General features: G+C 63.1%; 10 protein-coding genes and 2 pseudogenes. 4 read left to right on the top strand and 8 right to left on the bottom strand.

All coding sequences use genetic code 11. From position 1 onward, the window contains the following. Positions 1–39: 39 nt before the first annotated feature. The 3 genes from ACE3OH_RS11940 to ACE3OH_RS11930 are packed head-to-tail and all read right to left on the bottom strand — an operon-like array spanning position 40 to position 1,985. Positions 40–615 (bottom strand): TetR/AcrR family transcriptional regulator, encoded by a 576-nt coding sequence (locus ACE3OH_RS11940; RefSeq protein WP_374352649.1) that lies wholly within the window; start codon positions 613–615, stop codon positions 40–42. 39 nt (positions 616–654) lie between these two features. After that, the gene (locus ACE3OH_RS11935) at positions 655–1,065 is read right to left on the bottom strand and encodes a DUF5958 family protein (protein WP_374352644.1); all 411 of its coding nucleotides are present in this window, start codon (positions 1,063–1,065) and stop codon (positions 655–657) included. Next, positions 1,065–1,985 (bottom strand): LysR family transcriptional regulator, encoded by a 921-nt coding sequence (locus tag ACE3OH_RS11930; protein ID WP_374352642.1) that lies wholly within the window; start codon positions 1,983–1,985, stop codon positions 1,065–1,067. Before ACE3OH_RS11930 ends, ACE3OH_RS11935 begins: the two co-directional genes overlap by 1 nt. A gap of 136 nt (positions 1,986–2,121) precedes the next feature. Between ACE3OH_RS11930 and metE the strand changes: the two are divergent. After that, a pseudogene (gene metE / locus ACE3OH_RS11925) lies at positions 2,122–4,218 on the top strand (5-methyltetrahydropteroyltriglutamate--homocysteine S-methyltransferase); the annotation flags it as partial. A 186-nt stretch (positions 4,219–4,404) separates the two neighbouring features. Continuing rightward, positions 4,405–4,689, top strand: a pseudogene (locus ACE3OH_RS11920) (5-methyltetrahydropteroyltriglutamate--homocysteine S-methyltransferase); the annotation flags it as partial. A 108-nt stretch (positions 4,690–4,797) separates the two neighbouring features. Here the strand turns inward: ACE3OH_RS11920 and ACE3OH_RS11915 are convergent. From ACE3OH_RS11915 to ACE3OH_RS11905, 3 genes are read right to left on the bottom strand one after another with little or no spacing between them, the layout of a single operon-like run. Then, positions 4,798–5,379, bottom strand: coding sequence for a hypothetical protein (locus ACE3OH_RS11915; RefSeq protein WP_374352639.1), 582 nt, complete (start codon positions 5,377–5,379; stop codon positions 4,798–4,800). Then, positions 5,376–6,755: a peptidylprolyl isomerase gene (locus ACE3OH_RS11910; protein WP_374352636.1), complete on the bottom strand. Its 1,380-nt coding sequence runs from the start codon at positions 6,753–6,755 to the stop codon at positions 5,376–5,378. Before ACE3OH_RS11910 ends, ACE3OH_RS11915 begins: the two co-directional genes overlap by 4 nt. Continuing rightward, the gene (locus ACE3OH_RS11905) at positions 6,752–7,774 is read right to left on the bottom strand and encodes a hypothetical protein (RefSeq protein ID WP_374352634.1); all 1,023 of its coding nucleotides are present in this window, start codon (positions 7,772–7,774) and stop codon (positions 6,752–6,754) included. The genes ACE3OH_RS11910 and ACE3OH_RS11905 overlap by 4 nt, the downstream gene beginning before the upstream one ends. Before the next feature lie 289 nt (positions 7,775–8,063). On the opposite strand from ACE3OH_RS11905, the gene ACE3OH_RS11900 reads away from it, so the two are divergent. Then, on the top strand, positions 8,064–8,909 hold the full coding sequence (locus ACE3OH_RS11900; protein WP_374352631.1) for a DUF2306 domain-containing protein: 846 nt from the start codon (positions 8,064–8,066) through the stop codon (positions 8,907–8,909). A gap of 151 nt (positions 8,910–9,060) precedes the next feature. On the opposite strand, the gene ACE3OH_RS11895 is transcribed toward ACE3OH_RS11900, so the two are convergent. Continuing rightward, complete coding sequence (locus ACE3OH_RS11895) at positions 9,061–10,176, bottom strand: alpha/beta hydrolase (protein ID WP_374352628.1); 1,116 nt, start codon at positions 10,174–10,176, stop codon at positions 9,061–9,063. A 62-nt stretch (positions 10,177–10,238) separates the two neighbouring features. Here ACE3OH_RS11895 and ACE3OH_RS11890 point away from each other — a divergent pair, with 62 nt between their 5' ends. After that, positions 10,239–11,117: a helix-turn-helix domain-containing protein gene (locus ACE3OH_RS11890; RefSeq protein ID WP_374352625.1), complete on the top strand. Its 879-nt coding sequence runs from the start codon at positions 10,239–10,241 to the stop codon at positions 11,115–11,117. Positions 11,118–11,148: 31 nt separating this feature from the next. Here the strand turns inward: ACE3OH_RS11890 and ACE3OH_RS11885 are convergent. Continuing rightward, on the bottom strand, positions 11,149–13,189 hold a 2,041-nt coding region (locus ACE3OH_RS11885; RefSeq protein WP_374352622.1), incomplete at its 5' end, for a hypothetical protein.

Below are 13,189 nucleotides of genomic sequence, written 5' to 3'. Positions count from 1 at the left end.
ATGGCCCGCTCCTACGGATCGATCTGCGACAATGTCTTGTTACAAAGATCCGGCACGAGCCCCCAGGTCCAGCCGTATCTGTTTCTTGATGCCATCGAGCCAGTCTGGCTCAAAACGCGCCAGCTGCAAGGCGCCCTGCAGGGTGGCCAGCAAGGTGGCGGCCTTGTCTTCGCATGAACCGGCAAAGCGAAAATGCCCGCTTTCCACCCCGTCCTTCAGCACCAGCAGGCACCAGGCGTACAGCTCGCGCATAAAGGCGCGCGCCTCCTCGCGCATGCTGACCGGCAAGGTGGCCCACTCGGCCGCCAGCATGCCGGTCGGGCAAATGCGGTCGGGCTCGGCATAGCTCACCGTGAGCATGTCGATATATTCCTCCAGCCGCTGCCATGGGTCGGCAATGGTGCTGCTTGCCTGCTCGGCCGAGCGGGCAAAGCGCCGGCGAAAGCGCGCCACCAGCGCCACGCCCAGATCGGCCTTGGCCGGGAAGTGGTAATGGATGGCGGCGTTCTTCACCCGCATCGGCTCGGCCAGATGCTGGTAGCTGAAACCGTTGAAACCCCGCTCCAGCCAGAGCGCTTCGGCCAGATCGAGTATGCGTTTGGCAGTGTCGTTCATGCAGGCCCAAAGGTACCAAGCAAGTGCTTGAAAGGCAAATCAAGTCGGTAGATTGTGCCATTCGTGAGTACAGCCATCAGCGCAGTCGGTTTCTCTTCTGCGCGAGTCGGCAATAACAAACAACGCCAGCAGCAACTGGAATACCTTGTCCCACTCACTCTGCGGCAGCTTCAATAGGCGATCAAACGCCAGCTCCGGGCGCGCTACCTTGCTCACCATTACACAGGGCGTCATGGCTCGTTTGATACCAGCCAACTGCATCGCCTCAGGCAGATCGGTGGCTTTGGGGTGAGATTGCTGGGCAACACGCCGAAGCTCTTGCAATGCATCCATCTGTGCGGACTCGCCGAGGTTCGCAAACCATGCAACACCGAGGCCAAACGGTTTTTGCCGCTGCGCGATCTGGTTATAAATCAGCTGCGTCTCAGTTAGCGCCATCGAAACCACCATCAAAGTAACTCAATGCCGGGCAAGCTGCTCGCACAGGTCGCTCGCACCGTATCCACAAAATCCTCCACATAAGCCAGCGCAGCCCGGCCGGTTGGCACGGCTGCATACAACTGCCCATACAGCCGCTTGGCGGTGATCGGCCGCGCCGTCACATACTGGCGCTGCAAATAGGTTTCCACCGCCCATTCCGGCAGAGCGGCAATGCCGCGGCGGCTGGCTACCAGTTGCAGGATGGCGATGGTCAGCTCGGAGCTACGGCGCTTGGGCTGCACGCCAGCCGGTTTGAGCACCTGGCGGATGATATCGAGCATCTCGTCCGGCACCGGGTAGGTGATCAGCGTTTCGGCGGCAAAGTCGGCGGCTTCCAGGCAAGTCTTGGCCGCGAGCGCATGGTCGTTGGCCAACAGGCCGACGATCTCATAACGAAATAGCGGGAAGTAGTGCACCGGCTCCTTGTCGTCGCGCTCGGACACGATGGCCACATCGGCGTCGCCCTGGTGGATCAGACCGATCGGGTCGGCATGAAAGCCCGACACGATATCCAGCTCCACCTCGGGCCAGCGCGGCCGGTATTCGTCCATGGCCGGCATCAGCCAGTCGAAACAGGTATGGCACTCCACCGCCACCCGCAGGCTGCCGGCGGCCCCATCGCGGATGCGGGCGATGTCACGGCAGCTGTCATCGATTTTCGGTAGCACATCGAGCGCCAGCGCATGCAGGCGCTGGCCGGCCGGAGTGAGCTTGAGCGGCTGCGATTTGCGCTCGAACAGGCTCAGGCCGAAGTGGTCTTCCAGCTGTTTGAGCTGGTGCGATAGCGCCGATTGGGTGAGGCACAGTCGATCGGCAGCACGGGCGACGCCACCGGTTTCGACCAGGGCGGTCATGGTGCGCAGGTGGCGGAGTTCAAGCAGTGGGTTCATCTATCAACAAATCAGCTGGTGAGGTGCGGGTGCCTGCCGCCAACTCGAGGCAGGAGGCTGGACACGCCCTCCCCTTCAAGGGGGAGGGGCAGATCGCAATCAATCATGAAATTGGCTAATACCAATCCACAAAAACATGCGATTGGATAATAGTCAGCCGGCTCGCATCATGCAAAGCGTTCATTCATCCATCGATATATCCAAAGGAGCGCTCATGATTACTACCCACCTGCTTGGCTTCCCCCGCATAGGCGGCCGCCGTGAATTGAAATTTGCCGTGGAAGCATTCTGGCGCGGCGAGCTCGACGATGCTGGCCTGGCCGCCAGCGGCCGCGCGCTGCGTTTGCGTCACTGGCAATGGCAGCAGCAGGCGGGCCTGCGTTTTGTGTCGGTCGGCGACTTCTCCTATTACGACCAGGTGCTCGACACCGCCGTGCTGCTCGGCGCCTTGCCGGCCCGCTTCGGCTTTGATGCGCAAGCTTTGACGCGCAGCCAGTATTTCGAGCTGGCGCGCGGCAACGCGGCCCAGCCGGCTTGCGAGATGACCAAGTGGTTCGACACCAATTACCACTATCTGAAGCCGGAATTCGACCACGACAGCCGCTTCGATGGTGGCGTGGACTGGCTGCTGGACGAGCTGCGCGAGGCAGCCCTCGCCGGATTCAGCCCCAAGGTGCAGCTGGTCGGGCCGCTCACCCTGCTCAAGCTGGCCCGTGTGCAAGGCATTGCGCCACTGGCCCTGCTGCCGCGCCTGCTGCCGGCCTATGTGCGGCTCTTGAAATCCCTGCTGGCCGAGGGTAGCGACTGGGTGCAGCTGGATGAGCCGATTCTGGCCACCGACCTCGATGCCGACTGGCTAGCCGCCTTTGGCCCGGTGTACCGCGAACTGGCGCAGGCCCACCCGCGCATCCTGCTGGCCAGCTACTTCGGCGGCGTGGCGGCACACGCCGACTGGCTGCGAGCCCTGCCCATCGGCGGCCTGCACCTCGATGCAGTGCGCGACCCGGCGCAGCTGGCGACGTTTGCCGACTGGCCGGCCGGCAAGGTGCTGTCGGTCGGCATTGTCGATGGTCGCAATGTGTGGAAAACCGATCTGGATGCCGCGCTGGACCAGCTGACGCCACTGCACAGCCGCTTGGGCGAATCGCTGTGGCTGGCGCCCAGCTGCTCGCTGCTGCATGTGCCTGTGGATCTGGATCAGGAAACCGCCCTGGCCGATGGCCTGCGCGATGGCCTGAGCTTTGCCCGGCAGAAGCTTGGCGAATTGCAGACGCTGGGGCAGGTGCTGAGCCTGGGCCGCAGCGTCAGCTTTCAGGCGCTGGAAGCCAATCGCGCGGCGCTGGCGCGCTTTGCCAGCCTGCCCGGCCGCGCCGATGCACAGGTGGCAGCACGACTGAAGGCCCTGCCGGAAATCGAGCGTGGTCTCAGTTACCCGGAGCGCGCCCTGCTACAAGGCGAGCGCCTGCAACTGCCGCCGCTGCCCACCACCACCATCGGCTCGTTTCCGCAAACTGCCACCATCCGCGCGCAACGCGCCGCCTTCAAGCGCGGTGAATTGAGCCAAGCCGATTACCAGGCCGCCATGCAGGCGGAAATTGCCGTGGCGGTTGCCAAGCAGGAAGCGCTGGGGCTGGATGTGCTGGTGCATGGCGAGGCCGAGCGCAGCGATATGGTCGATTACTTTGCCGAACAACTGGCCGGCGTGGCGGTTACCCAGCATGGTTGGGTGCAAAGCTATGGTTCGCGCGGGGTGAAACCGCCGCTGATCTGGGGTGATGTGAGCCGGCCGCAAGCGATGACGGTGGCGTGGACCCGCTATGCACAAAGCCTCAGCAGCAAGCCGATGAAGGGCATGCTGACCGGGCCGGTGACGCTGGTGCAATGGGCCTTTGTACGCCACGACATACCGCGCGCCGAAGTGGCGCTGCAAATGGCGCTGGCGCTGCGCGACGAGGTAGCCGAGCTGGATGCCGCTGGCGTGCCGGCCATCCAGATCGATGAGCCGGCATTCCGCGAAGGCCTGCCGCTCAGGCAGGCAGACTGGGCCAGCTATCTGGACTGGGCGGTGACCGCCTTCAAGCTGGCCGCCGCCGGCGCCCGGCCGGAGACCCAGGTGCACACCCATATGTGCTATGCGGAATTCGAGGATATCTTGCCCGCCATCGCCGCCATGGATGCCGATGTGATCACCATCGAGACCGCCCGCTCGGCCATGACGCTGCTGGAGGCGTTTGCAAGCTCCCTTCTCCCGCAAGCGGGAGAAGGGCCGGGGATGAGGGAGCCCGGCAAACTAGCCATTGGCAATGGTTCGCTCAGCGCCGCATTCCCTCTGGACCCGGCCAGTGCAGCCAATCACGGATCGGGCTCCGTAGGCCCGCAAGCAGGAAATGCACAGCACCTTCGGCCTCGATTGCATTTCAACGAAATCGGCCCCGGCGTATACGACATCCACTCGCCGCGCGTGCCCACCACCGCTGCCATGGCAGCATTGCTGCAAAAAGCGCTGCAAGTGATCCCGGCCGAGCGGCTGTGGGTGAACCCGGACTGCGGCCTGAAAACCCGTGGCTGGCCGGAGACCGAGGCCGCGCTCTGCAATATGGTGGCGGCAGCACGCCAGCTGCGCAGCAAGCTGGGCACTGCACCAGCTACCGCCACCGTTGCTTTGGCACACCAAGGCTGTGACTGCCATATGGTGGGCGAATAGTCGCGCGATACAGGCAGCCACCGCTATATGTCATGCCCGCCCAGGCGGGCATCCAGGATAGCGATTTCCGGGTTTGCGCCAGCGCGGGAACGACGCAGCACAAGCGCCCTATTTGGCTGGGCGTTGCTGCGCTAGCAAGGCGGCCGCCTGATCGCGGGCCGCTTGCAGGCGGCGCAGCTTTTCTTCGCCCATGGCCAGCTGCTCGGCCGATACACCGCTGGCCCGGCCAGCCTCCAGCGCGGCGCGCAGCTTGGGCAGTTCGCTATCGGCCGCCTGCTGGTAGTCGGCATACAGCCGCGCCGACTGGCGGGCCTCGAACTGGGCATAGTGATCGGGCGAGGCCAGCGCCCAGGCGTCGGGCAGCTCGGCGGCCGGCGCGCGCTCGATCGGCGGCGTGCGCGATTCGCCCTGCTCGCGGGTCTCCGCCATGCTGATCGCAGCCGGCGAATAGGCTGTCATCGGTAGCAGGGGCGAATCAGGCGCTGCCCGCTCCGCCGCCGGCGCAGCCGCTGCGCTGACCCGAAACGGCCAAGCGGCCGGCGCCGCTGTGGCCAGCTTTGCCGGTGCGCCGGTTGCCGGCAAAGCTGGCGTCGACCCGGCAGCCCCCTCAGCCGCAGGCCAAGCCGCCCAGCCCGCCAACAGCAGCGCCGCCACGCTTGCCAGCCCCGCTACCACTCGGCGCCGGTTCATGATGCTGCCTGCGCGAGCTTCAGGGCACGCGGGCCAAAGCCGAGCGCCTTGCGATCGAGCGTCAGCGTGGCCGACTGGCTCAGCCTCTCGCGCAGCGCCATAAAGTCGCGCACCGCCCATTGCCGTGCCAGGCCTTGCCTTGCGGCGTAGCGCACCGTTTCGCTATCGAGCGGATAAACGCCTTCCTGTCGCTTGAGCACCTGCACGATCTGCCAACCGGGCTGGCCATTGGCCACCTCCGGCTCGCGCACCGGCCGCGACGGCGGGCCGGGCGGCCAGGCCATCAGCAATTGCGCAAGCCAGTCGCTGCGCGCCTGCTCGGCACTGATCCAGCCCAGATAGCCGCCATGCTCGCGGCTAGCCGCAATCGAGCTATCGCGCGCCACCTGCTCGAAGGCCTCGCCCTTGGCCAGGCGCTCGCTGGCAGCATTGGCCGCTGCCTCATCGGCAAAGCGCAGCTGGCGTGCCTCCACCCGCTCGATGCGTTTGAATTCGGCCGGGTTGCGGGCGTAGTAGGCGGCAATATCATCGACGCCCACCTTGTCCTGCAGCTGCTTCAGGTAGGGGCTGTCGAAATGCAGATCGGGCTGGGCGCCCATATAGCGGGCCAGCGCATCGCGGCGGTCGCGCTCGGCCAGGATGCGCTGCAGCTCGACCGGCACCTGTGCATTCATGCCCGGCTGCTGCATCGCCCAGTGGACGATGTAACGGTTGGCGACAATCTGCTGCGCCTGCCGCATCGCCAGCTCGGTATCGAGCGCCAGCAAGGCATTGCGCCCCTGGGTGTTCTGCCGATGCCAGACTTCCTGCAAGGTAATGGTCTGCACCTCACCATCAGCAAAGCGGTAATCCAGCAGCGGCACTTGCCGCAGCGCAGCTTCCTGGGCCGGGCTGAGGCGGTCATCCAGCCGCATCACGCCGCCACGCTGCACGCCGAGCAAGCCGGCCAGGCGCTCGGCGCCAAGCGGATAGCGCTGGGTGACCCAGCGGCTGCCACCGGCCGATTCGGCCAGCGCTTTCTCCACCTTGCCGCGATACGCCATGCGCAGGGTCGCCACCATGCCGTCTTCGGCGCTGACATCGGGCGCAAAGCCGACGCGCGCGCTGGCAAACAGCAGTGCATCGCCATATTCGCGGCGGCCATAGTCGGCCAGCACCTGGTTCTGAACGATGCTGGCCAGCACATCGGCCAGGCGTTTTTCCGGCTCGCGTTGTGCCACCACGCCATGCAACATCCGCAAGGTGGCCATGCTGACCGGCTGGCCATTGATCAGGGCGGCCGGCGCCGGTGCGCTGGGCGCACTACTGGCTTGCACCGCCCCGTGAAGGGCGGCGATCAGCAGCAGGGCGGCCCCGAAGCGGGGGCCGCGCATCATTGCACCAGACGCTCGGCGGCGCGGTTGAGCACATTCACCACCATGGCGATGGCGTGCGGTACCACCTTGCGCGCAGCGACGACACGGTCGGCATGGTTGGTGGACGACAGCACCACTGCACCATTGGCATAGGAATAAGCGCCACCCTGCTGCAGCAAGGGGCGGATATCCACGGCGGCCGGGTTCAGCGGGGTGAAATCGCGCAGGGCGGCGGTCACCAGGGCGCTGTCGTTGAGCTTTTCGCTGTCGTAGTAATCGCGTACCCAGCCTTCCCAACCGACATGGTTATTGCCGGAGGTGATCCAGGTATGGTGCGGTTGCAGCAGATCGGTGGTGTGCAGCACAAAGCCGAGCGTTTGCGCGCTGGGGCGGGCGAGGAACTGCTGGAACCAATACTGGCCGAGATTGCTGATCGGCTGGAACGGCATGGTTTCGAAGTCGGCATACATGCTGGGGCTGGAGCTGCCGCCCAGGCGGTAGTTGCGCTCGGTGATGTTGTAGCTGTCGTACTTGCTGCCATCGCTGAACCAGCCCTTCATGCCGCCATTGCCATCGTCGAGATGGTCGCCATACAGCCAGCCGGCCGCCAGCTTGTCGACATCGCCACGTACCGGAATCTTGGCGTAGTTGTAGCCACCGAAGCGGTTGCCATGCACATCGGCGCCGGCCGCATGGTTTTCGAAATGCCAGTACGAGGTATAGCGGGCAATGCCGGAAGCCAGGCCCCACAGCGGCGCCTGGGCGCAATCGCCGGTCACGGCGCCGCAGATATAGGTATCGCTGAAGTCATCGACATCGTAAGCGCCCTGGCCCAGGGTGCTGGCCAGCTGCTCGATGGTGTAACCGGCGCGGGTGGCACCGCTCAGCAGCTTCTGGTAATTGGTGGTGCTCGGGTTGGCCTGCATATAGCTGACGGCATCGAGCACGATGCGGCGATGGGTTTCCTGGGTAAAGGCGAGGGCAGGCGCGGCAAGGCAGGCAGCAGCCAGCGCACCGGCCATCAGGCGGGTGAAGCTCATCGGGGTTTCTCCTTTGTTTTGGGGCAGACGCAGCGGCTGGCGTCCTCGGTGAAGCCGGCGAATTCTGGCGGGCTTAGATGTAGGCGGCTTTACACGGATATGACAGTGGGTTGACGATTTGATGTGATGTCGCAGCACCCGGGCTCAGCGCTCGCCCCGCCCGCCGCGCAACTGGTCGGCAGCTGCCGTGCCTCGAAACGCGGATTCCTTCACTGGTCCGATACCGGTTCTGGTGCTTGGCGCAGCTCGCGCATAGTCGGCACTGTTTTCCACAAACAGTGAGGCAGTCATGCAGTCACAGGCATCGATGGCATTACGTTCCGGCTTGAATCAGCCGGATTCAGGCTCGCGCAGCCGGCAGGCACTGGCCTGGTCGGCGCGGATCTGGTTTGGCGCGCTGGCGGGCGGCCAGCTGCTGTTTGTGCTGTATCTGCTGGCGTTTTACTGGCGCCACGCCTTTGCCGGGCAGCTCGCCGCATGGAACAAGGTGGTGCCGCATGCCTACCGCGCCGGCGATGGGCCGGGAAATGCCGCCATGGTGATCCATATCGCCATGGCGACCCTGGTGATAGCCGGGGGCCTGCTGCAATTGCTGCCCTGGCTACGCACCCGGCTGCCGCAGCTGCACCGCTGGAACGGCCGGCTGTATATGCTTGGCGCACTGGCCGCCAGCGCCGCTGGCCTCTATATGGTGTGGATACGCGGCGCGGTGGGCGACATGAGCCAGCACATCGGCCTGACGCTCGACGCCGTGCTGATCTGGGCCTTTGCCTGGCTGTCCTGGCGGGCCGCCTGGCAAGGCCGCATTGCCGATCATCGCCGCTGGGCGCTGCGCCTGTTTATCGCCGTCAGCGGCGTGTGGTTCTTCCGGGTCGGCATGATGTTGTGGATTGTCATCAACCATGGCCCCAAGGGCTTCGACCCGGATAGCTTCACCGGCCCCTTCCTCACCTTTCTGGCCTTTGCCGACTACCTGCTGCCGCTGGCAATACTGGAGCTGTATTTGCGCGCCCAGCATGCCCGCCCCGCCACCCGCCTGACCATCGCCACCCTGATCGGCGGCTTGAGCATTGCTATGCTGATCGGCACGGCGGTAGCGGCGCTGGCGATGTGGTTACCGAGGATGGCGGCTTGAATGATGGTGCGGCTCGGCAAGGCTCTGTCGTCTCCGCCAAGGCGGAACGAGCGCCGCATGGCGGGCCGTGTCAGCGAGTGACAACGCAGCAAACGCCGGTTTTCCGACGAAACGCGATCCGCCGACAAAACGTCAACAGAGCCTAGGCTGCTCAAGGCGCCGGCATTCCCGCGATGATCCCGGCTGCACTTGCTTTGGGCGCTTTTTGGCTGGTGCGCCAGTGGTCACATTCGGTCCATGAAGCACCGGCGAAATCCGCCACCTTGCCAGTCGCCCAATCTATCGCCTCGGCGAGTCGCTGCAGTGCCTCGCGGCTCTCCGGCAGGTAGTCTCCATAGCTTTGGAATTCGTGCATCATCTGCGGCCACACATCAAGCCGCACCTGCCCGCCCTGCGCCTTAACCGTCGATGCAAATGCGCGAATCATATCGACAAGGATCTCGAGCCCCCCGGCCTGCAGGTACACCGGCCCCAGATCGCTGAAATCCTGATAGATCGGCGATAGCTCGGCATCACTAAGTGGCTGCCCGCCTTTCAGCCAGCGGGAGAACTGCACGGTCATATGGCCCTGCACCAGATCATATCGATCATTGCCGAACTGGCTGGCGCCACGCAGGCCGGTATCGGTCCATGGGCTGAGCCCGATGGTGAGCGCCGGTGCCGGTAAACCAGCCTGTTGCAGATTGACCCGAGTCATCAAGGCCAGATGGCCGCCTGCGGAGTCGCCACACAAAATCAGCTTTGCCGGGTTGACGCCTTGTTGCAGCAGATAAGCATAGGCGGCCAGAGCGTCGTCGCGCTGTGCCGGATGCGGGTGTTCCGGGGTAAGGCGATAGTCTGGCGCAAAGATGCGTATGCCCAGGGTATGCGCCATGCAGGCGGCGAAATGGTGCGACACACCGGCGTAAAAGGCATAGCCGCCGCCGTGAAAGTGCAGCATGGTGGCATCGCTGCGCACGCGAGTCGGGATAAACCAGTGCCCCGGTGGCTCGCCTGCGCCAGTGGCGCGGATCGCCACGTCCGGGTAGTCGCGCACCACGCCATAGACGCTGTCGAAGTAAGCACGACCTTCAGCAAAGTCCTCCCGCGCAAAGGCGTGGTTGAACTGGGCGCGGATATACAGCGTGGCGTATTCCACCAGCCATGGCCACTCGGCCACCAAGGGCTTGCCGAGGGCGCGGCGCAACAGCACGTCGCTGGCTACCTTGCAGGAAATCCACATGCTACGCAGCCTGTGGGAAAATCGGCCTTGAATGATGGTACGCATGGTGCTTTGCTCCAGTGTCGGTATCGGCGCCATCGTGCCAAGGCCCTGCACGCGCGGATAGAATGGAAACGACACTCGAACAGCACACGCGCGCCTGTCTGCACACCCCGAGCCAAGCACTTTCCGCCTGCATGCTGGCAGCGGTGGAGCGCGATACGCGCGGCTGTGTGCTCGATGAGACGCAACGCTTCAATTACTACCCGGCCACGCCGATGGCCTCGATTGCCTGGATCTTCGACGGTTGCCTGCACCAGGTGGTAGATGCCGACCCCGATGCGCCACCCCAGCTGGGCCCGGCCTTTCCGCGCTTGCTATTCACCGGGCCGCAACGCAAGCCCACGGTGAGCTGGTCGCCCGGCCCGGTGCATGCCTTGCTGGTAGGTTTTTACCCGGATGCCCTGGCCCGCCTGCTCGGACAGCCGATCAAACCCTTTGTCGACCGAGTGCTACCGCTGGAGGCGATTGCGCCGCCCGCCCTCTTGCACGCCTGCCAGGCGGTGTTTGCGGAATCGGATACGGCTTTCGCCGAGTTGGAGCGGCAGCTGACACCGCTGTGGCATGAGCCTGCCAATCGCAGTCAATCCTTGTTGCTGGGCGACTGGGTCCGCTCCTTGCTGACCCGCAGCACTCACTCCGGCGCCGGCAATAGCTTGCGCCAGCTGCAACGCCGGGTGCAGGACTGGACCGGCCAGAGCCACCGCGATCTGCAGCTGTTTGTGCGCACCGAAGAAGCGGCGCTACGCATCGCCGCTGCACCCGATCACCCTCGCAACGACTTCGCCACCGTGGCCGCCGATGCCGGCTTTGCCGACCAATCCCATCTAGGCCGCGAGGTCCGCCGGGTAACCGGCCTGCCCCCCGCCCGCCTGCGCACGCTCATCGCCGAGCACGAGGCTTTTTGGTACTACCGCCTGGTGATGGGCGAAATGCGCCGAGCCTGAGTACCGCCTGCACCGGTTGGCTGGCCGCGTATCAATGCACCGTATGCAGCAATTGGTAGCGCTGGTTTTCCAGCATATCGCCAAGGCAGGCAGTGGCAGAGCTGCCAAGCCCGTAGCCGGCAATGATCTGTGTTCCGATCAGGCTGCTGAGGTCGGCATTGCCGAGCAGCGTGGTTTGCATCTTGCCCAGCGGGCCCTGGCGGTAGACCAGCGGCTGGCTGGCATTGAATGGCGCCGCGCCCTGTTCACCCAACAGATACACCGCGCCATCGATCACCGCCGCCATGAATACGCAGCCGGCCCGGCCGCTGTCGCCACTGGCAGGCGTCAGGCTCAATTCTAGATTCTGCCTGGCAAGCGGGCCGCTGCTGCTCAGCGCGCTGGCCCATGGCGTGGGAGCCTTGCGTTGATACACACCGGAATCGGTACCGATATACAAGATGCCGTTGCTGTCGATCGCGAGGGCATGCACATGCAAGGCGGTTCCGGATAGCCCGGTGTTCAATGCGAACCAGGTGGCACCGCTGTTATCGCTCTGGTACACGCCCTGATAGGTTCCGGCAAACAGGATGCCGCTATTGGTGGCGAGTAGGGCACTGGCACTGACGTCAGGGAAGCCTTTATTTGTAGCGGTCCAAGTCGCGCCGCCATTGCTACTCTTGTATATGCCAAGAGAGGAGTAATCCCATACTCCGGCGAAGAGATTTCCACGCCCGTCTGCCGCCAAGGCATTGATAAAGAGATTGTAGCGGACCGGCTTGCCTGGCAAACGATTGTAATTATCATCATCTCCGGGCAATCCGATATTTGCGGGTGCCCAAGCCATGCCTTGACTGCTTTTGAACAAACCCAGGTTAGTGCCAGCATAAAGATTGCCACTGCGATCTGCCAGCAGGGAATAGACCACCGGAGTATCGTTTAGCGAAGCGTTCCACACAGGGAACAATCCACTGCCATATTCGAAAAATTTCCCTTTGCTATATTTGGCAATACCATATCCTAAACGCCAGTAATCTCCGTCAAACCAACCCCATCCGACATCACCAGCGTAAATCGCACCATTATCATCAACCATCAAGGAAAGAATTGGCCACTCATCCTGCGAACCCTTAAATCCGAACCAGTTTTGCCATGTTTCCGCGCCATTGGTGCTTTTGTACAAACCGTTCTGAGTACCGGCATACAGCATACCCTGCTGGTCCATCTGCAGCGCATTGACAGACAGCGCCATTCCAGGCAGACCCATGCTCATCGGCTTCCAGCTAGTGCCCGCCGTATCGCTTTTGAATACGCCTCCATACCCGCCGGCATAGACATTTCCAGCACTATCAGCCAGTAACGCAGTCACCGGTAAAGCATCCAGGCCCGAGTTGGCCGCAGTCCAAGCAGCGCCACCCGGCTTGCGCTTGAACACACCGCCTCCATTGGTCGCGGCATATAGTTGCCCATTATCATCTAGCAATAGCGATTTGATACGCAGCCCAGCATTACTCAAGCCTTCATTGATAGCCGTCCATGAATTGCCGGCGTCACTGCTTTGATACACACCATCATGGATGGTCCCAAGATATAAAGTGCCATTGCCGTCACTAATTAGAGAGCGGACATGCAAGGCATCGTCAGATAGCCCTTTATTAATTGCCAACCAGCTGCGACCACCATCATTGCTACGCCATATGCCATTTCCCTTGCGACTATATCCATCAAATCCGACATAGAGATTGCCGCTGCGATCTTCGAGAATGAACTTGAGATCAGTTCCACGAGGAAAATAATTAGGCGGCTTATCCAATGGCATCCAATTTTCTCCGCCATCGGTGCTCTTAAACGTGCTCGCCCCATAAAGGAAGGCATAAAGCGCGCCATGACTATCCTCAAACAACTTTCGAACAGTTGCCTTAGGCATTCCATTACTTACCGGCACCCAGCTAATACCCGCATCGCTGCTTTTAAACACGCCGTCATACGCTCCAGCAAAGATATTGCCCTTGCTATCCTCTAGCAAAGCAGGATTTGCCAACCCGCGCTTCGCCACCGTCCAGCTGTCGCCGCCATTACTACTCCGATACACG

Origin of the sequence: Chitinimonas sp., from assembly GCF_041904975.1 — a bacterium.
Classification (GTDB): Bacteria; Pseudomonadota; Gammaproteobacteria; order Burkholderiales; family Chitinimonadaceae; genus Chitinimonas.
Note: the sequence above shows the minus strand (reverse complement) of the source record. Positions and strands in the feature narration are given on the sequence as shown.

Bases quoted from the DNA above. Each gene is read 5' to 3' on its own strand.
- ACE3OH_RS11940 (WP_374352649.1), bottom strand. From the start codon at position 615: ATGAACGACACTGCCAAACGCATACTCGATCTGGCCGAAGCGCTCTGG.
- ACE3OH_RS11935 (WP_374352644.1), bottom strand. From the start codon at position 1,065: ATGGTGGTTTCGATGGCGCTAACTGAGACGCAGCTGATTTATAACCAG.
- ACE3OH_RS11930 (WP_374352642.1), bottom strand. From the start codon at position 1,985: ATGAACCCACTGCTTGAACTCCGCCACCTGCGCACCATGACCGCCCTG.
- ACE3OH_RS11915 (WP_374352639.1), bottom strand. From the start codon at position 5,379: ATGAACCGGCGCCGAGTGGTAGCGGGGCTGGCAAGCGTGGCGGCGCTG.
- ACE3OH_RS11910 (WP_374352636.1), bottom strand. From the start codon at position 6,755: ATGATGCGCGGCCCCCGCTTCGGGGCCGCCCTGCTGCTGATCGCCGCC.
- ACE3OH_RS11905 (WP_374352634.1), bottom strand. From the start codon at position 7,774: ATGAGCTTCACCCGCCTGATGGCCGGTGCGCTGGCTGCTGCCTGCCTT.
- ACE3OH_RS11900 (WP_374352631.1), top strand. From the start codon at position 8,064: ATGCAGTCACAGGCATCGATGGCATTACGTTCCGGCTTGAATCAGCCG.
- ACE3OH_RS11895 (WP_374352628.1), bottom strand. From the start codon at position 10,176: ATGCGTACCATCATTCAAGGCCGATTTTCCCACAGGCTGCGTAGCATG.
- ACE3OH_RS11890 (WP_374352625.1), top strand. From the start codon at position 10,239: ATGGAAACGACACTCGAACAGCACACGCGCGCCTGTCTGCACACCCCG.